This window comes from Halalkaliarchaeum sp. AArc-CO (assembly GCF_024972735.1).
Lineage (GTDB): Archaea > Halobacteriota > Halobacteria > Halobacteriales > Haloferacaceae > Halalkaliarchaeum.
The window spans coordinates 2,889,843-2,909,497 of record NZ_CP087723.1 but is presented as its reverse complement, the minus strand read 5'-3'; the positions used below and the strand labels follow the sequence as shown (position 1 = coordinate 2,909,497).

Below are 19,655 nucleotides of genomic sequence, written 5' to 3'. Positions count from 1 at the left end.
CCGATGCGTCGAACCCCCGTAGCGCTCCGAGCGGAGGAGAAGCGATGAACCGACTACATCCACGGATACAGTTCGTCTGGGCGCTCCGTTCGCTGTTGCTCGCGGCTCTCGCGGCGGTCCCGGCCGGCGCCGGATACGCCTTCTTCGGGCTGTCCCAGTACGTTGCAGCAGCCGTTCCGGGTGCGGTGCTTTTTCTGGGAATCGTCTTCGCGGTCGCCCGCTACCGGCGGTGGGGATACGAGATCCGCGAGGACGACATCTATCTGGAGCGAGGAGTGATCACCCAGGTCCGCACCGTCGTCCCCCTGGTTCGGATCCAGCATGTCGATTCCCGCCGGGGACCGATAGAGCGGGCCACGGGTCTGGCGAGTTGTGTCGTCTACACCGCCGGCTCCCGGGGGGCGGACGTTCGGATACCGGGGCTGACGCCGGAGAAGGCGGATCAGCTCCGCGAACGACTGAAGCGGCTCGCGATCCGGGCCGAGGGGGAGGACGCGGTGTGAAGCTGTCGCCGGTTTCGATCCCGTACCGGGCGTTCCAGAAGGCCTCGAGCCTCCTGATCGCGGCGTTTTTCGTCGTGGCTGCGGGCTCGGGCGGCGACGTCGCCGGGGTCCCGGTGGTCGTCCCCCTCGCGGTCGGCGCGGTCCTGCTCGCGGTGGGGTACGAGGTCGCCTACTACCGACGCTTCGAGTACGAGCTCACCGACGACACCTTGGACATCAGGTCGGGCGTGGTCTCCCGCCGCGAGCGGGAGATCCCGTATCGACGGATCCAGAACGTCGACATCAGCCGGAACGTGCTCCAGCGGCTCCTCGGGATCGCGGCCGTCAACCTGGAGACTGCGGGAGGTAGTTCGACGGAAGGATCGATCCGGTACGTCTCCCCCGGCGAGGCGAAACGGCTCCAGTCGGAGCTCCAGCGGCGCAAACGCCGGGTCGAATCCGACGTCAGGGGGGACCTAGACGACGGGGCGGAAGCTGAGCCAATCGAGGAAACTCTGCTGTACGCCATCTCGCCGACCGAACTCGGGTTAGTCGGGGCGCTGTCGTTCGATCCGCGGCTGCTGGGGCTCGCAGTGTTCCTCGCGTCGGGATCGTTTCCGGTGTTCCAGCAGTTCCTCCCGGACCCCGAGGCGCTGCTGTTGTCGATCACCGGACTGGTGGTCGTCGTCGGCCTGTTTGCGGCCTCGTGGATACTGGGAGTCGCGATCGCGGTGACCAACTACTACGGGTTCCGGCTCACCCGATCGGGCGACGAGTTCCGGTACGAGCGGGGCCTGTTGCGCCGGTTCAGCGGCTCGATCCCCTCCGAGAAGGTCCAGTCCATCACGGTTCAGGACAACCCGCTGAAACGGACGTTCGGCTACGCGACGCTGGTGATCGAGACAGCCGGCTACGCCCCCGGCGGCGGCGAGGGGCGGGGCCAGCAGGTCGCTGTGCCGATCGCCCGGACGGATCGGATCCACCGGCTGGCAAACGAGGTCGAGGAGTTCGGCACCCCCGCGTTCGAACGCCCCCCGGGACGCACCCGACGCCGGTACGCGTTCCGGTACAGCATCGGGATCGGCGTGCTAACCGCGATCGCGTACGGCGTCGACCGGTATCTCGGGTTCGACGTTCCCTGGCCGTACGTCCTGGGTCTGCTCGTGTTCGTTCCGGCAGCCGCCCACCTCAAGTGGAAACACAGGGGGTACTGGCTCGGGGAGGACCACTTCCTCACGCGCAACGGCTTCTGGCGTCGGGAGATCAAGGCGGTGCCGTACTACCGGATCCAGAACGTGATCGACACCCGGACGATCTTCCAGCGGAGATGGAACATCGCGACGGTCCACGCCGACACCGCCGGCACCCTCTCGCTGACCGGCAGCGGTGCAGCCGCCGTCGACTACGACGACGAGGACGCCGACTGGCTCCGGGGGGAGCTGACCGATCGGCTCCAGGAGGCGCTGGAGGAGCGACGCGATCCCCAGCCGAGGTTCGAGTGGATCGACCTGGACTCGGCCGAATCAGCCACTGTCGATTCCAAGGATGACGCCGGCACCAGCGACGCCTCCCTGTGATCGCCGATCACAGGTCGACGTCGTGGAGGAACGTCTGAAACTCTGCGGTCCGCCTGTCGGGGTCCTCGGCGAAGAACTGGTAGATCCGGTAGCGCTCGTTCTCGTGAGGTTGTTCCAGGGCGGCGTCGCCGATCCGGTCGTGCATCCGATCGACCGCTTCTCTCGAGTCGTACACGAACGTCAAGATCCCACAGTCGTCGGTGCGGTCCCGGGAACAGAAGCCGAACCGGAACGCGTCGTCGCCCTCCCCGTCCGCGTACTCGAGGATCGTACAGCCGGGCTGTTCCAGCCAGACGTCCGCGCCGACCGTATCGGTATAAAAGTCGACGACTGCGTCGTGTCGCTCGGTGGCGAAGAAGACGATTCCTGACATATGTATGGGTTCGTCCGAGCGAAACATAAAGGTCCCCGGCCGACCTTCGACACGCTTTTCCAGCTCCCACCTCGACGACTTACATGGAGAGAGACGTTTCCGGCGACGAACCCTTCTCGGAGAAACTCCGCGTTCCGGAGGCACTGACGTTCGACGACGTACTGCTTCGACCCGCAGAGAGCCGAGTCGAACCCGACGAGGCCGACGTGAGCACCCGGGTCTCGAAGAACGTCGAGCTGAACGTCCCCGTCCTGTCGGCGGCGATGGACACGGTGACGGAAAGCGAACTCGCGATCGCGATGGCTCGCGAGGGCGGACTCGGCGTGCTCCACCGGAACATGACCGACGAGGAGATGGTCGAGGAGATACAGCGCGTCAAACGGGCCCACGAGCTGGTGATCCGGCGGGAGAACGTCGTCACCGCCCGACCGGAGCAGACGGTCCGGGAGGTCGACGCGATGATGGAGCGAGAGGGGGTTTCGGGCGCCCCGGTCGTCGCCGACGACGACACCGTACTGGGGATCATCTCCGGCACCGACATCCGACCGTACCTCGAGGTCGGCGAGTCCGACGCCGTCAGGGAGGCGATGACCGACGAGGTGATCACCGCCGGCGAGGACGTCACCGCCCGGGAGGCGCTGGAGCTGATGTACGACTACAAGATCGAGCGCGTCCCCATCGTCGACGAGGCCGACCGGCTGGTGGGGCTGGTGACGATGCAGGGAATCCTCCAGCGGCGCGAACACGAACACGCCGCCCGCGACGAGGACGGTCGGCTCCGGGTCGGCGCCGCAGTCGGCCCGTTCGACGCCGACCGGGCCCGCGCCGCCGACGAGGCCGAGGTGGACGTGATCTTCATCGACTGTGCGCACGCCCACAACCTCAACGTGCTCGACACCGCCCGGGAGATCAAAGCCGAGGTCGACGCCGACGTCGTCGTCGGCAACATCGGCACCCGCGAGGCCGCACAGGCCTGCGTCGACTTCGCGGACGGCCTCAAGGTCGGCATCGGTCCGGGATCGATCTGCACCACCCGTGTGGTGTCGGGGGCGGGGATGCCCCAGATCACCGCCGTCGCGGAGGTCGCCGACGTGGCGGCCGACCACGACGTCCCGGTGATCGCCGACGGCGGAATCCGCTACTCCGGGGACGCGATCAAGGCGATCGCCGCCGGCGCCGACGCCGTCATGCTCGGCTCCTACTTTGCGGGCACCGAGGAGGCACCCGGCCGAATCATCACCATGAACGGCAAGAAGTACAAGCAGTACCGTGGGATGGGCTCGGTCGGCGCGATGAAGTCCGGCGGCGGCGACCGCTACCTCAAGGACACCGAAGACGACGAGGAGTTCGTCCCCGAAGGGGTCGAGGCGGCGACGCCGTACAAGGGGACGCTGGCCTCCGAACTGTACCAGCTGGTCGGCGGGATGCGGTCGGGGATGGGATACGTCGGCGCGGCGACGATCCCCGAAGTGAAGGCAGAAGCCGAGTTCGTCCGCGTCTCCACTGCGGGTCAGACCGAAGGGCACCCCCACGACGTGATGATCACCGACGAGGCACCGAACTACAGCCCCGATCGCTAGACGGACGACTGACAGCCCGATCTCGATCCCGCCGTGCGATGTCGACCGGCTGAAGTGTAACGCTACTGAAAAGGGGATTAACGTACCCGGAGTCCGAGTGAGCGATATGGAAACTGCCGACTTGCGTCGCGCGCTCGAGGAGGCGGGTCTGTCGCAGTACCAGGCGGATGCGTATACGGCCCTCCTTCGGCTCGGCTCCGCGAGCGTGACGGAGGTGTCGACAGCCTGTGACGTCCCGACTGCACGGATATACGACGTGCTCCGAGACCTCGAGGACCGAGGGTACGTCGAGACGTACGACCAGGAGAGCCTCCAGGTACGGGCGTGTAACCCGGAGGGAGTTCTCGAGGACCTGAGGCGGCGTGCGAGCCGGCTCGAGGACGCCGCTGCGGAGATCCAGAACCGCTGGGAAGAACCCGACATCGAGGACCACCGAGTCAGCATCGTAAAGCGGTTCCAGACGGTGTTCGACCGGGCGGCACACGTGATCTCGGAGGCGGAAAACGAGGTACAGGTCGCCGTGACCCCGGAGGGATACCGGGAGCTGGAGCCGGCGTTGGAGTCTGCCCACCAGTCGGGAGCGCTGGTGAAGGTGTCGATCCACACGGGCCGGGAGGAAGACATCTCCGCACTGCCCGACGAGGACCGGTTCGAAGGGGCCGTCACGGAAATCCGTCACCGGCGGCTTCCGACGCCGTTCCTCGCGCTCGTCGACCGGACGCGGACCTGTTTTTCCCCACACCGTGCATCGCTGAACGAGTACGGCGTCCTGGTCGACGACCACACTCTCTCGTACGTGTTCCACTGGTACTTCCGGACCTGTCTGTGGGAGGTGTGGCCCGTCGTCTACGACGACCGGAACGCCGAGCCGCCGCTTTCCTACACCGACATCCGCCGGTTCGTCAGGGAGATGCAGCCGCTCGTGGACGATGGCACGACGGTGACGGCCCGCGTCGACGGCTACGACACCGAAACGGGGGGAGCGGTCACCGTCGAGGGGATCGTGTGTGATCTCACGTACGTGGGAGAGGCCAACGACGGCGACATCCCGCTCACACAGCTCGCCGGTCAGGTGACTGTCCACATCGAAAACGTCGACGTGGTCGACACCACTCCAGGATCCCAAATTCGGAACAGGAACTCGGTGACGGTCGGTGGCTGGGGCGCGGTGATCGAGGACATCGAGGCACGACGGCTGACAGTGACTGGGATCGAACACGTCGACGGATCGAAGCCGGACAGGTCCGGAGAGGAGAGCCAACTCGTGGACCTGGAGAGGACGACGCGATGACGACCTCCCCGACCGGATTCGCCGGAACCGCCGACTCGAAGAGGTATTTTCATATGCCCTCCCGTGGCATGAAGAACGTGTACACCTCGAGGACAGACTATGAGTGAGGATGCCCCGCTCGTGCTCATCGTCGAGGACGAGCCCGATCTTGCGGATCTGTACGCCGCGTGGCTTTCGAGTGACTACCGCGTGCGCACCGCCTACGGCGGGCAGGAAGCGCTCGACGAACTCGACGAACAGATCGACGTCGTCCTGCTCGACCGCCGGATGCCCGGCGTCTCGGGGGACGAGGTGCTCGAGGAGATTCGGGGGCGGGGGCTCGACTGCCGGATCGCGATGGTGACAGCCGTCGAGCCGGACTTCGACATCGTGGAGATGGGGTTCGACGACTACCTCGTCAAGCCGGTCGCGAAAGAGGAACTGTACGAAACCGTCGAATCACTGCTGACGCGGAGCAGCTACGACGAAGGCGTCCAGGAGCTGTACGCGCTCGCATCGAAGAAGGCACTGTTGGAGTCCGAGAAGGGATCGGCCGAACTCGAGGAGAGCCAGGAGTACCAGCAGCTCGAACGGGAGCTCGAAGCGCTCCGTTCGGAGCTCGGGGAGACGCTCGACTCCTTTGGCGATCACGAGGAGTTCGTCAGTGTGTTTCGGGATCTCGAACGCGAGGCCGACGTCGATCCGTTCGAGGGGTGAGCGCGGGTCGGGGCGGAACCGTCACCGAAGAACCACCAACAGTCAGCCCTCGGTGACGAACGTCTCGATCCGGTCCATCGCTGTTTTCAGCTCGTTCATCCCAGTCGCATACGAGACCCGAAGGTGTCCCTCGCCGCCGGCGCCGAACACCCGTCCGGGCACGACGGCGACGCCCTGTTGCTCGAGCAACGACTCCGCGAACGCCTCGTCGTCGTCGCCACAGTCGGGGAACGCATAGAAGGCGCCGGTCGGCTCGAAACAGTCCAGTCCCATCTCCTCGAACCGGCTGTGGACGTAGTTCCGACGGCGGTCGTACTCCCGTCGCATCCGGTCGACCTCGTCGCCGCAGCTCGACAGCGCCTCGATCGCGGCGTACTGTGCGGTCGTCGGCGCAGACAACATCGTGTACTGGTGGATCCGCGTCATCGCGTCGACGATCTCCGGGGGACCCGCCGCGAATCCGAGCCGCAGGCCGGTCATGGCGTACGCCTTCGAGAAGCCGTTGACCACCAGTGTCCGCTCGCGCATCCCCGAAAGCGACGCGATCGAAACGTGGCCCCCGTCGTACGTCAAGGCGGCGTAGATCTCGTCGCTCACCACGAGCAGATCGTGTTCGCGACAGAACGCCGCCACCCGCGCGAGCTGCTTGCGGCTCATCGTCGCGCCGGTCGGGTTGTTCGGATAACACAGCACCAGCACGTCGGCGTCTTCGGCGCCTGCCGACGAGAGCACTTCGGGGGTGAGCGCGAAGTCGTCGGCGGCGCGCGTCGGCACCGGAAGCAGGTCGCCGCCGGCGAGGTCGACCCCCGGCCCGTAGGAGATGTACGTCGGCTGGTGAACCGCGACGACGTCTCCGGGGTCGACCAGCGCGCGCATCGCGAGGTCGACCGCCTCGCTGGCGCCAGTCGTGACGAGTAGTTCCTCGCCGGGGTCGTACGACAGCCCCCATCGAGTCAGGTAGTCGCCGATCCGTTCGCGCAGTTCGAGGAGTCCACGATTGGACGTGTAGGAGGTGCGACCGCGCTCCAGCGACTCGATGGCTGCGACGCGGGCGGCCCACGGCGCGGAGACGTCGGGCTCGCCGACGCCCAGCGAGATGACGTCCTCTCGCTGTTCGGCGAGCTCGAAGAAGCGACGGATCCCCGACTCCGGAAGCGTGGCGGCGCGCTCCGAGAGCCGGGAGCCGAACGCCGACCCCTCCATCTCGCGTTCGCTCATGGCGACACTGAAAGGCGGTCGTCCTCGTCGCGATCCTCGAAGACGAAGCCGCCGTCCTTGTACGTCTCCATCACGAAGTGGGTCACGGTCTGAGTGATCTCCGGTACTGGGGCCACCTGCTCGGAGACGAACCGGGAGACGGCCTGCATCGAGTCGCCCTCGACCTCGATCGCGAAGTCGTAGTTGCCCGAGACCAAAAGCAGCGACTTCACCTCCGGGAACCGGGCGATCCGGTCGGCGATCTCCTCGTAGTCGGTCTCGCGGTCGAGTTCGACGTTCAGTTCGACGATCGCCCGCACCGTGGCGGCGTCGACGGCGTCCCAGTCGATCACGGCGCTGTACCCCTTGATGACGCCGGCGTTCTCGAGCTCCTCGATCGCGGCCGCGACCGCCTCGGGTTCGCGGTCGAGCTGGCGGGCGATGTCGTCGACCGACGTGCGGGCGTCGTCGGCGAGTACCTCGAGCAGTTCGCGGTCCATACCTCCCTCTCGACGCCGACCCGCAAATGGGTTGTGCCCGGCGCAAGCCTGGCGGCCGGCAACGGGCGGAGTGCTTCCTCGGCCGTCTCGACGACCCGTTCTCGTCAGTTCCGGCGAATTTTTGTCCGACCCGGTCGGCGGGAACGTATGCGATGGCTCACGTGGGCGCTGCTCGCGCTCGTCGGATACACCCTGGTCGCTCCGCTGATGCGGGTGGCAACGAGCGGCACGAACCCGATCCCCAGCGACGTCGCCGCACTGATGACCAATACGATCCTCGTTTTGGCTGCACTCGCGGTCGTACTGGCGACGGATCAACCGCTCGCCGGGAGTTTGACACACGAGAAGGCGCCGCTGGTGTACGCCGCCGGGATCTGTCTGGCCGTCGGCATCCTGGCGTACTACCGGGCGCTGGCGCTGGGGCCGGTGAGCATCGTCACGCCGGTGTTCGGGCTGTTTCTGGTGACCAGTTCCGCAATCGGCATCGTGGTGCTCGGCGAGGATCTCACCGCGCGAAAACTGCTCGGGATCGTCTTCGCGATACTGGCGGTGTATCTCGTCAGCGTGGAGTGAGATGCGAACCGATCACGACGGGGACGGCTACACCTCGTCCCAGTACTCCGGTTCGTTACCCTCCGCCCACTTGATCGAACAGCCGCGGGAGGCGTTCCAGTCGACGGTTACCTCCTCGCCGGCGAGCACCTCCTCGATCGCCTGCCGGATCTCGAAGCCGGGCTCTCCCGAGGGGTCGTCGTCGGGGTTCAAGGCGTCGTCGAGCCGACCGTGATACGCCAGTCGGAACGTTCCGCCGTCGTTTGCAAACAGGAACGGGTCCGGCGTGCAGGTGGCGCCGTACGCCGCAGCGACCGCCTGGGTTTCATCGTGCAGGTAGGCGTCGTAGGCGATTCGCCCGGACTCGACGTACGCTTTCATCTTCTCGAAGGAGTCGTCCGGGTACTCCTCGGCGTCGTTGGGGTTGATACCCACGACGGCAACGTCGTCGTACTCGGCGGCGATGTCGTTGAGCGTCCCCTCCTTGGCTTCGGCGTACGGACAGTGGTTGCACGTGAACACGACCAACAGCGCCTCGTTGTCCGTGAAATCCGAAAGCGCGTGCGTCTCGCCGTCGACGCCGGGAAGCTCGAACGACGGTGCCTCCTCGCCCTCCTCGATGACCTGGATGCTCGGCAGTTCTACCATACGAATAGCTATCGGCCCACGAATAAAATAGCAGTGCCCCGATTCAAAATAATTTAATTGAACTATAGTTCAAATAACTACCGCAACTAACCGTTCCACCTCGTCGTAACTACCTCGCTCTTTTACATGTATATATGATGGTATCTGACGATTAATAAACGATATATTATATGTAGTATGTGCCTAAAAGTATCGTCAGTAGCATATCTTTACGCTACAATATGTAAACATCTACAATATAAACAAATACCACAAAATAGATAGTTAGATACTCCGTTTTGGGGCGACGTATCGGACAACATCGAGAATTAATCTATCACAACGCTTTGTATATGCTGAAATACTCGCTATAAATTGGTTTAATTGATTTATATCGGGGTTCTTGTAGCGTAGAACCTGTGCCGTTCGATCCCTGGTGCGTTCTCATTAGTATCGAATATTAATTGAATATTTTTTCAATTATTGGGGGTCGTTCAGTGGCGGCTAGCTACTCAGTGAGGAAGTCCTTTCGAGCCGTGACGTTGTGCGCTGCGAACCCGCCCGATCTGTCTGTGCAAGAGTCCGACGCAGACGAGACCGACAAACAGGAGGAGACTCATGAGGTAAAACGACAGCTCGTAACTTCCAGTGAGTTCGACGACTTGGGAAACGAGGGTCGGACCGGCGGCTCCCGCGAGCGACCACGCAGTGAGGGTGTACCCGTGTATCGCGCCCAGTTCGCTGGTTCCAAACAGGTCTCCCAGATACGCCGGGAGACAGGCAAAGCCTCCGCCGTAGCAGCTGATGATGAGAAACATCAGACCGGCGAACAGCCAGATCGTCGTGACGCGAGGCAACAGCAAGAACGCGACGATCTGGACGAGGAAAAAGACGGCGTACGTTCTCGTCCGACCGATGTAATCGGAGAAACTCGCCCAGACGATCCGACCGGCGCCGTTGAACACTCCGAGCAACCCGACGACGGTCGCGGCCGCGGCGGCGGTTACCCCGGTGATCGTCTGGGTCATGCTCGAGGCGACCGAAAGGAGCATGATGCCCGCCGAGACGTTGATGAAGATTATCAGCCAAACGAGATAGAACTGGGGAGTCCGGAGCGCCTCGCGTGCAGTGAGCTCCTCGAGGTCGGAGCTGACCGTGATCCCGTAGGCGCCCACATCTTCGATCTCGTCTGGATCCACCGTTTCGGGAACCCACCCCTTCGGTGGTTTTTCGAGATAGCTGGCCCCGGTGGCCATGGCGAGGAAGTAACCGACACCGAGCACCGCGAACGTCGCCGGCGTGCCGACGATGCCGATCAAGTAATTGGCGGCCGGCCCAGTGACCAGCGCACCCGCACCGAACCCCAGCACTGCGATTCCGGTGGCCATGCCACGGCGGTCGGGAAACCACTCGACCAGCGTCGAGATCGGCGTGACGTATCCCAACCCGAGTCCGATCCCCGCAAGTACGCCGTAGGTTGCGATAAACGCCGGATAGCTGCTCAGATGAACGGATACTCCCGCGAGAAACGTGCCGCCACCGAAAAGCAACGCCGCCACCGATCCGGTAGCTCGAGGACCGTGTGTGTCCACGTATTTGCCCAGGAACGCGGCGGAGATCCCGAGTGTGAAAATCGCGACGGTGAACGCGAACGTGACACCTCCGATGCTCCAGTTCTGTGACTGCTGGAGCGGCAACTGATAGACGCTGTAGGCGTACACGGATCCGATGGAGAGGTGAATCAACACGGCGGACACCGCAATGAGCCACCGGTTTTTGTCTGATTCGACTGGCATGTCTCGTCACGAGGAGTGATCTGCTGCGATAATCAAGATTGTGCTCCGTATCCTTCTCTGTCGTCTCGTGCCGTTCTCGTCTGTCAAACGACCCGTAACGCGACACGTGATAATTCATTGATCAGTAGTATTTTATACATGTATTTCGTAGCTGATTCACGAACACGAGTATCATGTCGAATCGAACACAGACCCGTAGCAACGGGAGACCACAGTCTCGAAGCGACAATGCAAGGGAAGCCAACTTCCAAGCCGGGCGTGCCCTTTCGGAACTGATCAGGACCACACTCGGTCCGAAAGGAATGGACAAGATGATCACCACAGACGAGGGGGAAATCCTCGTCACGAACAACGGTTCCAGCATTCTTAACCGGATCGACGTCCGACATCCTGCCGCGTCAGTGATCGCCGAACTCGCACACCAACAGAACGAGCGCGTGAGCGATGGGACGACGACGGTCGTCGTCCTGGCGGGCGAACTCCTCTCGAACGCCGAGCGATTGATTGAAACGGGCGTTCATCCGACCAAAATAACGCGTGGATACTCGCTTGCGGCGAGCCGGGCGGTGGAAACGCTCGAAGAGAACACGGTTACCGTCGATCCCGAAAACGAAACTCACCTCCGAGACGTTTGTACGACGGTGATAACGGGAAGGTGGGACGAGCCGTCGAAGAACTTCCTGGCGGACAGAGCGATCGAGACACTCGAAGCGGTCCGTGACGGGCGGAGCGTAAACCTGGAGAAAGTCACGCGGAAATCCCTTCCGGGCGGCTCCTACTACGACTCCAGAGTCGTTTTCGGGCTCGCAATAGACGTCGCCGAGTCGTCGACGACCTTCGTCTCTCCGGACGAGTATCTCCCGAACGTTTTCGAGCCGGCGACAGTCGCCATCGTCGACGGTCAACTGACGATCGAATCCGCAAAAGGGCAAGGGACGGTTTCGGTGACCTCCCCCGAGCAGCTCGCAGAGTTCAGGGAACACGAGCAGGAAACGTATCGGACGTACGCGGACGTGATCGCCGGCACCGGTGCAGACGTCGTGTTCTGTCAGAAATCGATTGACGACCCCGTTCGGTATCTCCTCGCGAGAAACGGCGTACTCGCCGTCGAACGGACCCGGCGTGACGAGTTACACGAACTCGAACGCACGACCGGCGCGAGAGCGGTCGCGAACGTGACTGAGCTTTCGAGCGACGACACGGGGGTCGCGAAGAGAATCGAACGGGAACCTGTCGGGAGTACGGAGCTGGCTATCGTAACGGCCGAAGAGCCCTCCGACGGGACGGACGGACAGACGGGAGCAGATCACGTGTCGTTGATCTTGCGTGGGGGGACCGAACACGTCGCAGAGGAGACAAAACGCATCGTCGACGACTGCCTGTTGGTTCTCAAACTGGTGATCGAGGAGGGGAGCGTACTGCCCGGTGGCGGTGCAATCGAGATGGAGATCGCACGAGAGCTTCGCGAGTACGCGCCGACTCTGGCGGGACACGAACAGCTCGCCGTCGAAGCGTTCGGCGACGCACTGGAAACGATCCCCCGGACGATCGCGGAGTCGGCCGGGATGGATCCGATCGACGCCATCGCGGAGCTCCGGACGCGACACGGGAACGGCTCCTCCAGCGTCGGCATCGACGCGACCGACAGTTCGATCAGGGACACGACCCAGGCGGGAGTGATCGAACCGCTGTCGATCAAAAAGCAGGCCATCGCGGGGGCGATGGAGGCCGCGACCGTCCTGATCAGAATCGACGACGTGATCACAGCCTCGCGCAAGGACGATCACCACGACGCCAGTCACGACCACGATCACGATCACGGACCCGGCGGTTTCGTCGAAAGCACTGGCGGACTCCCCTGGGCAGTCGGACACTCACAGGGCCACTCACACTGACGGCGACGCCGACGAAAAAACGGGCCGGAACGCGAAATCACCGCCACGGGATCGCGGCGGCGGCCGAACTACCGTTCGAGAGCCTACTGGAGCGGATCGTCGGTGAGTGGGGCTTGTCCGCGGTCCTCGTATTCTCCGAGAGACTCGGGGGTGATGTCGAATTCGAAGACCTCGTTCGGGAGCGCGATCGTGGCAACCGCGTTCGGAACGTCGACGATCCCGCTGATCCGCCCTTCTATCGGGATCGTGCTCAGCATCATGTACGCCTGCTCGCCGGTGTAGCCGAACTTCTTCAGGTATTCGATCGCCTCGAGCGCCGCACGGCGATAGGCGACGTGGGCGTTCATGTAGGTCTGCTTGCCGTCCTCGCGAACGGAGTAGCCCTCGAAGGTCACCCAGTCGGAGAAGTTCGGACCTCGGTGGCCGGGCTGGAAGATGGGGTGATCGACGCCGTACTTCTCCATGCCGTCCTTGATGACGTCGACCCGCAGGTCGGCGAAGCCAGCCATCTCGATGCCACCACAGAAGGAGATCTCTCCGTCACCCTGTGACGCGTGCATGTCGCCCATCGAGAGCTTCGCCCCCTCGACGTACACCGGGAAGTAAATCGTCGATCCGAGGGACAGGTCCTTGATGTCGCAGTTGCCGCCGTTTTCCCGTCCGGGAACGGTCCGGGCAGCGACTTCTGCCGCCTCTTCGGCCTCGTCGTCCTCCATTTCACCCATCAACGCGCCGTCCTTCGTCGGCGGGTTCGCGACCGGCGGTTGATCTCTGCCGGTGGGATGATTCGGGATGGACTCCGGATCGTTGGTATGTTTGTCGATCAGCTCTTGCTCGCGTTCGTTCCACTCTTCGAGTAGTTCGTGGGACGGCGCAGTCCCGATCAGTCCCGGATGAATTTTCCCCTCGTAGTTCACGTCCGGAACGTGGCGGGAGGACACTTTGGTGCCGTCCACGTCCCAGATCGTTTTCGCGGCGTCCGGGAAGTGGTCGGTGAGGAATCCCCCACCGTTCTGCTGGGAGAAGATTCCGGTGAACCCCCACTCCATCTCCTGTAACGGACCCAGATCCAGGAGTTCGACCTTGAGCAAGTCGCCCGGCTCGGCCCCCTTCACGTCGACCGGACCACTCAGATAATGGACCTGTTCGAGTTCGACGTCCCTGATCTCGTTTGCGTTGTCGTTGTTTCCGATCTGTCCACCCGTCCAGTCGATCATTTCCAGCCGGAACGTGTCTCCCGGTTCGACGGAAGCGGCGGCCGGAACGTCCGGATGCCACCTGTTGTGTGGGTTGGCCCCCGGTTGCTCGTCGGGTGCACGATTCTGGTCGGCTTCGAATTTTAACTCTGGCATTGCTTCGTCCCTGCTGGAGTACACCAGCGTCCCAATTGTCAATTCGCCATATGATAACTGTATCTATTAATCATGGTTGGAAACTTGTTACAACTACCACGGCCACATCCCGAGCGCCATGAGATAGCCGGCCACACCCGACAGGATTCCAGTTATCAGGGTGTACCAGCCGATCGGCGTCTGATACTCGTTGCGTTCCAGTCCCAGCAGGACCCAGAACACGAACCAGAGAACGGCCCAGATCCACCACAGCAACGCGAGGCCGATGTCCCCGCCGTCGAACACGAGCCAGCCCGTCGGTGCTGCGATCAGCGCGACGAACAGACAGTACCACCCGAACAGTCGCTGATCCTCGATGCCTCTGAGGGCGTTGGCAGCGACCCACAGATACGTAAACGAAAACAGGAGCATCGAAGCCGCGTCGAACGGCGTTCCGTCCGCCCCGAAGTAGCCGCCGAAGGCCCACCACATGGGTATCAGAAACGTGACGACCCCCGCAAAGATGTTTATCAACGCTACGTCCCGATCGCTTCCGACTCCAGTCAGCCAGATCCCGTTGACGATCAAGACTGCCCCGACGTACAGTAATCCCATTCCGAGCATCTCGGTCATTGTCGACACCGATCGTACGTTCTAACCACCATATATTATAATTTATTGTTAATTTAGATGACGACTGTGTGGCTCACGTATCTACGGCCCTCAGCGTGACTGGCCGTGCACGCGGTTCGTCATCGAGATCGCGGCGGTCCCCCCGAGAGGACAATCGCGATCTGGATGACACTCGACAACCTTCCGCCCAGAACAACCGGTAGGAGTTGGAAAACGTCTATCTTCGAACGGGTAGAGAGTTCTTAACCCGGGAATATAGTTTACATAACTAGGGGTGTAATACCAGTGAACGACACGATTCGCCAGTAGCGACCAACACACCGTCTTCGCCGAGTTAGGGAGTTGTTTATCGTCGTCGGTTACGATGGGCGGCTACTACGTGTTTCCGTCGCTGTCTATCGAGACCCACCAGACGTCCTCGTTCGCGAGCCACCCCCCCGATTGCAGGTTTTTCGAGACGACAACGGTGTGTCCATCGGGATCGGCGACGACGACGGAGTGTTTCTGCGTCTCTACGACTTCGAACACGGGGCGGCGATTGTTGAGTTCGATCTCGTCGCCGGGTTCGAGCTCGGCAATGCGGTTCGTCACCTCGCCTGGGGAGAGTCGTTCGCAATCGGAGTCACTACGGCTTCTCTCTCGACTCATACGGACCACTCGTAGTTCATCGCTAATGATGCTATTGGATAACGAACAGTTACAATAGATTAAAATAACAAATACAAACATATTTAAAAAACTCGTCAATATATTCTAATCATTCGATAGCTATCGGCCGCAGCAACACTAACTGCGGATGTAACTCGTGAATTTCTGCTTGATTGGCTTTTGCACCGAGATATCGGAGACCAATAACCGATAAAACCACCAAATTCACGGAGGTTTTTGAGATATTGCTTGCTGCCCGGGTAAAAGAGAATCGTTCGGAAAATGTATGAAAATAATAACAAACTTACAATGATAATATATTATACTAATCACCGGTATGTAAGCCCACCGGAGAAAACTCCGTCCAGCTTCCCTTCGGGGCTATCGCGATCAGGGCGACTGTTCGTCTGGGTCTTCGAGATCCACGGGTTCGTCGTCCCTGAACGCCTGGATCTTCGCGCGGGCGCTCTCGATGGCCTCCTTCGCCTCGCCCTCGGCGCGCTCTTCCAGCTCCGACAGTTCGGCCTGGAGCGATTCGAGTCGCGACGGCTCTGGCTCCTCATCGGCCTCGCGGCCCGTCAGCTCCCGGACCTTCGCCTCGAGGTCCTCGAGTTCCTCTTTCATGCCCGCTTTCGCGTGTTCGACCGCTCGTCCGAGGTAGTACCGTGCGTCTTCGAAGTGCTTGCTCATATTTGCCCTTAGGAAGAGGACAGATATAATCCTTGTGGGGAACCGGCGGCACGGGCCATCGTGCGGTCGATCGTAACAGGCAGGACGCTCCACGACGAACGGTTCGAGAGTGAATCGATCGACCGTCGACGCCGCGGCCGCCACCCCGATCGGAGCCGTCCTGCACGTCGGCGTCTGGACTGCTTGGCAGGCCTATCGGGCCATCTCACCCAATTCAAGGCGGAGGCCCCATCCTCAACGAGCGCAGGGGTTCCGATGGTCAATCGGAAGCACAAGCGAGTAGGGTGGGGTAGTTGACGGCGGCTCTCTCAATAGGTCGGCGACTCCTCGCGTTCGCCGTCCCGCCGGTTGACCACCCGGGCAAACACGAACAGGGCGTCTGAGAGCCGGTTGAGGTAGACGATCGCCTCCTCGTTTATCGGATCGTCGGCCGCCAGCGCGACCGCCCGGCGCTCTGCCCGGCGGACCACCGTCCGGGCGTGGTGGAGCCGCGCCCCCGACTCGCCTCCACCCGGGAGAATAAACGAGTCGAGGGGGTCGAGCTCCTCGTCGAACTCGTCCATCCACTCCTCGAGCTGGTCGACGTGTTCCTCGCGGATCCGGGTCAAGTCGCCACCCGCCTCGCCCTCCCCGTCGGTATCGATTCCGTCGGTTCCGGGGCTTGCGAAGTCGGCCTGGATGATGTGGAGGTGGTTCTGGATCGCCGACAGCGTCTCGTCGACGTCGTCGTAGCCCGTCGGACGGATCGTTCCGACGAGAGCGTTGGCCTCGTCGACGGTGCCGTACGCCTCGATTCTGGCGCTGGTTTTCGAAACGCGAGTGGCGTTTCCGAGATCGGTCATGCCGTCGTCACCGCGCCCGGTGTAGATCCTCATCGGGCCACCTCCGAAAGCGTCTCCCGAACGTGCTCACAGAACGGACAGCCGTCCAGCGCGTACAGTGTGGTCGTCATTGTCGAACGATGGCTCCCCAGGGGCAAGTAAGTTCCCTCGTTGGCGACTCTCCTCGATCGATGGGATCAGAGACCGTGGGACGCGGCGATCTCCTCGCGCCACTCCTCGGGGATCGGCTTCGAGGAGTCCGACTCGAAGTCGTAGGTCACCAGGACGGACTCGGCGACGGCGACCACGCTCCCGCCCGTCCGGATTTCGTACTCCATCGGAACGCTGGAGCGCCCCAGCTCGGGAACGTCGATCGCGACCTCGACGGAGTCGGCGTCGGTGACTGGTTTCCGGTAGTCGACGGAAAGCGACGCCAGCACGACGTCCAGTTCGCCGATGCCGGCCCCGAGCACGGTTCGGAGATACTCGACGCGCGCCTGTTCGAGATACGTCACGTACACGGCGTTGTTCACGTGCCCGTACGCGTCGAGGTCGCGAAACCGAACCTGAACGTCGGTCGTAAACTCGGTCATGGTTCGCGATTGTCCGGCGGCTAACTTAGCCGATCCGAAACCGGAGAGTAGGTATTCTATATAGCATCATGGAATTTACAATCGGGCGGGCTCTCCGATCAGAGACGAAAATCCCAATATTCAATTCGGTTGGACGTGGAGTTTCGAGCATACCATGGAACGCAATGAGGAGTGTCCGAAGTGTGGTGGGGAACAGAAGTTCTGGCTGACTGCGTCGATGGAGGTTCACCTCGGAGAGAAGACGAAGTGGCGCTGTAGCGAATGTAACTTCGGGTTCATCGAGATCAACGGGATCTCGACGCTCGCCTGAACGGCCGACTATCTCTCCGTTTTGGGATCAGCCGGAATAGCTGCAGGATCGTCCCTTCAACAGGCGAGACGTTTCGACGGATCCGGCCGATCTGTTCGCCTCGAAGTGCTTCATGCTCGCCGCAGAACTGTTTCTCTGCGCCCCGCTGTTGTTACCGAGAGATTCGCAAGGGAGAATATCCTTTGTTTAAACTCTATAGTGCTATAGGAAATGTAAACTCGTCCAGTCGGGGTCGGCGCCGCCGAGCGACGGACAGCGCCGCCACTTGAGAAGCCAGTCACGTTAGTTGACGCGTTCGGGACTCAATCGGAATCGACCCACAGCTCGCCGTCAGAAAGGGAGGGGGAATGGAGCGTGTGACTTCCCCCAGGAGTGCGTACGACTCCCGGGCACATAGTTGTGGGAGATATTTTATAATCTGATAAAAGGAAACGAAAACAAGGCACCGATCGGAGACAACGTGTAGGCACGCGAGCGGGGACGATCAGTCGATCGTTCGTCGGAAGGTCCGGTGGATTACTATTAAGCATAAACAAAGTCTTTAGTATAACTAGAAGCTATTGGCAGATATGAGCACGACCGACTCAGCCGGGACGGATGGGACACTCGCCCGAAAAACGAGCGACGAACCTTCGAAAGCGACGGTCGAAGCCGAGTCACTGCCGTGTCGACCGACGGACGCGATCCCCGTCGAGATCGATGCAAAGGAGATCGAGTCGACGGCGAAACCGTATCTGCAGGACCTGAAGTCGACACTGCTTTCGAACGACCGCCAACCGGCCCACGTTGTCGTCGAAGCGACGTTCGACGAGCCGGGATCGATCCCGATCCACAGCGAGACCGATCGACTCCGCCGGCACCTGCTGGCGGCGTCGTTTCTGGGCGCCGGGCGCGTGACCGTCGAGATCGACGCGGTCTCGAATCCGGCTCGGGTCGCCCCTGCGCTGTCCGCAATCGAAGAGCGGGCGCGCCGCGAAGGGATCGCGCTTTCGGTGAGCGTCCCCGAAGGCGTCACCGTTTCCGCCTGACGTGTCCTCCAAACGGAACCTGGCGACCCAGCTCGCGGTCGTCGCCGGCTTCGAGGACCCGGTCGCGAGCCTGGAACAGTACCCCACCCCGCCGGAGCTCGCGGCCCACGTGATCCACGTCGCGGACCTGCAGGGCGACATCGAAGGACGGACGGTGCTGGATCTGGGTACCGGGACCGGAATGCTCGCACTGGGGGCTGCCCTCCGTTCCCCGGCACGTGTGGTCGGGATCGAGATCGACGCACCGGCACTGTCGATCGCACAGCGAAACGAGCGCCGGGTGGGATCGACTGCCCCCGTCCACTGGATTCGCGGGGACGCCGGCCGACCGCCGATCCGAGACGGGGCCCCTACGACGGTCGTGATGAATCCACCGTTCGGCGCCCAGGACGGACACCGCCATGCGGATCGGCGCTTCCTCGCAACTGCTGCCGAACTCGCGGACGTCTCCTACTCTATTCACAACGAAGGCAGCCAGGACTTCCTGGAGGCGTTCGCGTCGGACAACGGCGGCACGATCACCCACGCGTTCAAAGCGGAGTTCGAACTGGAACACCAGTTCGACCATCACGCCGAAGACCGGCGCGACATCGACACGGAAGTGTACCGGATCGAGTGGGGATCCGCTCGGGAAGCCTGAGCTCGAGCGGTACGGCCTCCGGGAGCTAGAGTCCGAGCCGCTCGCGGATCTCCTCGAAGAATCCGTGGCGACCGTCCGAGCCCTCTCCCGACTCGGGCACCACACGGTCTGCGGGCGTGATCCGCACCGCCTCGCCGGTTCGATCGACGTGGATGAGACCGTCGTCCTTCAGCGCCGCAAGTGCCTCTTCGAGTCCGTCGATTCCCGTGTCGACGGCCGTACGGAGTTCGAGAACCGTCATCCCCTCCTCGGCGCGATCGACGAGCGCGTCGAGCACCGCGACCTCCGTGTCTGGACGGTCGCGATACTCCGGCTTCGCCTGCATACGCGTACGAACGACCGGCGACCGTTTACGTTTACCGGCGGGGCAATCGCTCGTTCGGCCCGTAGCGTCA

The 19,655-nt window shown here is 62.4% G+C and carries 21 protein-coding genes and 1 pseudogene; 10 read left to right on the top strand and 12 right to left on the bottom strand.

Features of this window, described 5'->3' with window-relative positions; translation table 11 throughout:
* The first annotated feature begins 44 nt into the window (after nucleotides 1-44).
* Both AArcCO_RS15290 and AArcCO_RS15285 read left to right on the top strand, forming a co-directional pair.
* Complete coding sequence (locus AArcCO_RS15290) at nucleotides 45-503, top strand: PH domain-containing protein (protein ID WP_259534351.1); 459 nt, start codon at nucleotides 45-47, stop codon at nucleotides 501-503.
* Nucleotides 500-1,999 (top strand): annotated as a pseudogene (locus AArcCO_RS15285) (PH domain-containing protein); the annotation flags it as partial. The gene AArcCO_RS15290 and the pseudogene AArcCO_RS15285, both read left to right, overlap by 4 nt.
* Nucleotides 2,000-2,066: 67 nt before the next feature.
* Here AArcCO_RS15285 and AArcCO_RS15280 read toward each other — a convergent pair.
* The gene (locus AArcCO_RS15280; protein ID WP_259534350.1) at nucleotides 2,067-2,432 is read right to left on the bottom strand and encodes a VOC family protein; all 366 of its coding nucleotides are present in this window, start codon (nucleotides 2,430-2,432) and stop codon (nucleotides 2,067-2,069) included.
* 83 nt (nucleotides 2,433-2,515) lie between these two features.
* Between AArcCO_RS15280 and guaB the strand changes: the two genes are divergently transcribed.
* From guaB to AArcCO_RS15265, 3 genes are all read left to right on the top strand, one after another.
* Nucleotides 2,516-4,012, top strand: coding sequence for an IMP dehydrogenase (gene guaB / locus AArcCO_RS15275; RefSeq protein WP_259534349.1), 1,497 nt, complete (start codon nucleotides 2,516-2,518; stop codon nucleotides 4,010-4,012).
* A 106-nt stretch (nucleotides 4,013-4,118) separates the two neighbouring features.
* Entirely contained in the window at nucleotides 4,119-5,303 is a 1,185-nt protein-coding gene (locus AArcCO_RS15270; RefSeq protein ID WP_259534348.1) for a TrmB family transcriptional regulator, read from the top strand.
* Between the two features lie 99 nt (nucleotides 5,304-5,402).
* On the top strand, nucleotides 5,403-5,999 hold the full coding sequence (locus AArcCO_RS15265; protein WP_259534347.1) for a HalX domain-containing protein: 597 nt from the start codon (nucleotides 5,403-5,405) through the stop codon (nucleotides 5,997-5,999).
* 42 nt (nucleotides 6,000-6,041) lie between these two features.
* Here AArcCO_RS15265 and AArcCO_RS15260 read toward each other — a convergent pair whose 3' ends face one another.
* The gene (locus AArcCO_RS15260) at nucleotides 6,042-7,217 is read right to left on the bottom strand and encodes a pyridoxal phosphate-dependent aminotransferase (protein WP_303650964.1); all 1,176 of its coding nucleotides are present in this window, start codon (nucleotides 7,215-7,217) and stop codon (nucleotides 6,042-6,044) included.
* Nucleotides 7,214-7,696, bottom strand: a complete 483-nt coding sequence (locus AArcCO_RS15255) for an Lrp/AsnC family transcriptional regulator (protein WP_259534346.1) — start codon at nucleotides 7,694-7,696, stop codon at nucleotides 7,214-7,216. The genes AArcCO_RS15260 and AArcCO_RS15255 overlap by 4 nt, the downstream gene beginning before the upstream one ends.
* 147 nt (nucleotides 7,697-7,843) lie before the next feature.
* Between AArcCO_RS15255 and AArcCO_RS15250 the strand changes: the two genes are divergently transcribed.
* Nucleotides 7,844-8,269, top strand: a complete 426-nt coding sequence (locus AArcCO_RS15250; protein ID WP_259534345.1) for an EamA family transporter — start codon at nucleotides 7,844-7,846, stop codon at nucleotides 8,267-8,269.
* Nucleotides 8,270-8,296: 27 nt separating this feature from the next.
* Here AArcCO_RS15250 and AArcCO_RS15245 read toward each other — a convergent pair whose 3' ends face one another.
* Both AArcCO_RS15245 and AArcCO_RS15240 read right to left on the bottom strand, forming a co-directional pair.
* Nucleotides 8,297-8,896 carry a thioredoxin family protein gene (locus AArcCO_RS15245; RefSeq protein ID WP_259534344.1) on the bottom strand — a complete coding sequence of 200 codons (600 nt, stop codon included), beginning with the start codon at nucleotides 8,894-8,896 and terminating at the stop codon, nucleotides 8,297-8,299.
* A gap of 491 nt (nucleotides 8,897-9,387) precedes the next feature.
* Nucleotides 9,388-10,671 (bottom strand): L-lactate MFS transporter, encoded by a 1,284-nt coding sequence (locus AArcCO_RS15240; protein WP_259534343.1) that lies wholly within the window; start codon nucleotides 10,669-10,671, stop codon nucleotides 9,388-9,390.
* Between the two features lie 173 nt (nucleotides 10,672-10,844).
* Here AArcCO_RS15240 and thsA point away from each other — a divergent pair, with 173 nt between their 5' ends.
* On the top strand, nucleotides 10,845-12,566 hold the full coding sequence (thsA, locus tag AArcCO_RS15235; RefSeq protein WP_259534342.1) for a thermosome subunit alpha: 1,722 nt from the start codon (nucleotides 10,845-10,847) through the stop codon (nucleotides 12,564-12,566).
* 83 nt (nucleotides 12,567-12,649) lie between these two features.
* Here thsA and fmdA read toward each other — a convergent pair whose 3' ends face one another.
* From fmdA to AArcCO_RS15205, 6 genes are all read right to left on the bottom strand, one after another.
* On the bottom strand, nucleotides 12,650-13,918 hold the full coding sequence (fmdA, locus tag AArcCO_RS15230) for a formamidase (protein WP_259534341.1): 1,269 nt from the start codon (nucleotides 13,916-13,918) through the stop codon (nucleotides 12,650-12,652).
* 93 nt (nucleotides 13,919-14,011) lie between these two features.
* Entirely contained in the window at nucleotides 14,012-14,530 is a 519-nt protein-coding gene (locus AArcCO_RS15225; RefSeq protein WP_259534340.1) for an AmiS/UreI family transporter, read from the bottom strand.
* Nucleotides 14,531-14,905: 375 nt separating this feature from the next.
* On the bottom strand, nucleotides 14,906-15,178 hold the full coding sequence (locus AArcCO_RS15220; protein ID WP_259534339.1) for a transcriptional regulator: 273 nt from the start codon (nucleotides 15,176-15,178) through the stop codon (nucleotides 14,906-14,908).
* Nucleotides 15,179-15,568: 390 nt separating this feature from the next.
* Complete coding sequence (locus AArcCO_RS15215; RefSeq protein WP_259534338.1) at nucleotides 15,569-15,868, bottom strand: DUF7553 family protein; 300 nt, start codon at nucleotides 15,866-15,868, stop codon at nucleotides 15,569-15,571.
* 308 nt (nucleotides 15,869-16,176) lie between these two features.
* Nucleotides 16,177-16,743: a cob(I)yrinic acid a,c-diamide adenosyltransferase gene (locus AArcCO_RS15210; protein WP_259534337.1), complete on the bottom strand. Its 567-nt coding sequence runs from the start codon at nucleotides 16,741-16,743 to the stop codon at nucleotides 16,177-16,179.
* 143 nt (nucleotides 16,744-16,886) lie between these two features.
* Entirely contained in the window at nucleotides 16,887-17,282 is a 396-nt protein-coding gene (locus tag AArcCO_RS15205) for an acyl-CoA thioesterase (protein ID WP_259534336.1), read from the bottom strand.
* 154 nt (nucleotides 17,283-17,436) lie between these two features.
* On the opposite strand from AArcCO_RS15205, the gene AArcCO_RS15200 reads away from it, so the two are divergent.
* The 3 genes from AArcCO_RS15200 (at nucleotide 17,437) to AArcCO_RS15190 (ending at nucleotide 19,260) form a co-directional block, all read left to right on the top strand.
* Entirely contained in the window at nucleotides 17,437-17,592 is a 156-nt protein-coding gene (locus tag AArcCO_RS15200; protein ID WP_259534335.1) for a DUF7838 family putative zinc beta-ribbon protein, read from the top strand.
* Between the two features lie 569 nt (nucleotides 17,593-18,161).
* Entirely contained in the window at nucleotides 18,162-18,620 is a 459-nt protein-coding gene (locus AArcCO_RS15195) for a DUF7961 family protein (RefSeq protein WP_259534334.1), read from the top strand.
* Nucleotide 18,621: 1 nt separating this feature from the next.
* Nucleotides 18,622-19,260, top strand: a complete 639-nt coding sequence (locus AArcCO_RS15190) for an METTL5 family protein (RefSeq protein WP_259534333.1) — start codon at nucleotides 18,622-18,624, stop codon at nucleotides 19,258-19,260.
* A gap of 25 nt (nucleotides 19,261-19,285) precedes the next feature.
* Here AArcCO_RS15190 and AArcCO_RS15185 read toward each other — a convergent pair whose 3' ends face one another.
* On the bottom strand, nucleotides 19,286-19,585 hold the full coding sequence (locus AArcCO_RS15185) for a DUF6432 family protein (RefSeq protein ID WP_259534332.1): 300 nt from the start codon (nucleotides 19,583-19,585) through the stop codon (nucleotides 19,286-19,288).
* Nucleotides 19,586-19,655: the final 70 nt, after the last annotated feature.

What these genes read in the sequence shown, in the direction of transcription:
- AArcCO_RS15290 (WP_259534351.1), top strand. Translation starts at nt 45, where the DNA reads ATGAACCGACTACATCCACGGATACAGTTCGTCTGGGCGCTCCGTTCG.
- AArcCO_RS15280 (WP_259534350.1), bottom strand. Translation starts at nt 2,432, where the DNA reads ATGTCAGGAATCGTCTTCTTCGCCACCGAGCGACACGACGCAGTCGTC.
- guaB (WP_259534349.1), top strand. Translation starts at nt 2,516, where the DNA reads ATGGAGAGAGACGTTTCCGGCGACGAACCCTTCTCGGAGAAACTCCGC.
- AArcCO_RS15270 (WP_259534348.1), top strand. Translation starts at nt 4,119, where the DNA reads ATGGAAACTGCCGACTTGCGTCGCGCGCTCGAGGAGGCGGGTCTGTCG.
- AArcCO_RS15265 (WP_259534347.1), top strand. Translation starts at nt 5,403, where the DNA reads ATGAGTGAGGATGCCCCGCTCGTGCTCATCGTCGAGGACGAGCCCGAT.
- AArcCO_RS15260 (WP_303650964.1), bottom strand. Translation starts at nt 7,217, where the DNA reads ATGAGCGAACGCGAGATGGAGGGGTCGGCGTTCGGCTCCCGGCTCTCG.
- AArcCO_RS15255 (WP_259534346.1), bottom strand. Translation starts at nt 7,696, where the DNA reads ATGGACCGCGAACTGCTCGAGGTACTCGCCGACGACGCCCGCACGTCG.
- AArcCO_RS15250 (WP_259534345.1), top strand. Translation starts at nt 7,844, where the DNA reads ATGCGATGGCTCACGTGGGCGCTGCTCGCGCTCGTCGGATACACCCTG.
- AArcCO_RS15245 (WP_259534344.1), bottom strand. Translation starts at nt 8,896, where the DNA reads ATGGTAGAACTGCCGAGCATCCAGGTCATCGAGGAGGGCGAGGAGGCA.
- AArcCO_RS15240 (WP_259534343.1), bottom strand. Translation starts at nt 10,671, where the DNA reads ATGCCAGTCGAATCAGACAAAAACCGGTGGCTCATTGCGGTGTCCGCC.
- thsA (WP_259534342.1), top strand. Translation starts at nt 10,845, where the DNA reads ATGTCGAATCGAACACAGACCCGTAGCAACGGGAGACCACAGTCTCGA.
- fmdA (WP_259534341.1), bottom strand. Translation starts at nt 13,918, where the DNA reads ATGCCAGAGTTAAAATTCGAAGCCGACCAGAATCGTGCACCCGACGAG.
- AArcCO_RS15225 (WP_259534340.1), bottom strand. Translation starts at nt 14,530, where the DNA reads ATGACCGAGATGCTCGGAATGGGATTACTGTACGTCGGGGCAGTCTTG.
- AArcCO_RS15220 (WP_259534339.1), bottom strand. Translation starts at nt 15,178, where the DNA reads ATGAGTCGAGAGAGAAGCCGTAGTGACTCCGATTGCGAACGACTCTCC.
- AArcCO_RS15215 (WP_259534338.1), bottom strand. Translation starts at nt 15,868, where the DNA reads ATGAGCAAGCACTTCGAAGACGCACGGTACTACCTCGGACGAGCGGTC.
- AArcCO_RS15210 (WP_259534337.1), bottom strand. Translation starts at nt 16,743, where the DNA reads ATGAGGATCTACACCGGGCGCGGTGACGACGGCATGACCGATCTCGGA.
- AArcCO_RS15205 (WP_259534336.1), bottom strand. Translation starts at nt 17,282, where the DNA reads ATGACCGAGTTTACGACCGACGTTCAGGTTCGGTTTCGCGACCTCGAC.
- AArcCO_RS15200 (WP_259534335.1), top strand. Translation starts at nt 17,437, where the DNA reads ATGGAACGCAATGAGGAGTGTCCGAAGTGTGGTGGGGAACAGAAGTTC.
- AArcCO_RS15195 (WP_259534334.1), top strand. Translation starts at nt 18,162, where the DNA reads ATGAGCACGACCGACTCAGCCGGGACGGATGGGACACTCGCCCGAAAA.
- AArcCO_RS15185 (WP_259534332.1), bottom strand. Translation starts at nt 19,585, where the DNA reads ATGCAGGCGAAGCCGGAGTATCGCGACCGTCCAGACACGGAGGTCGCG.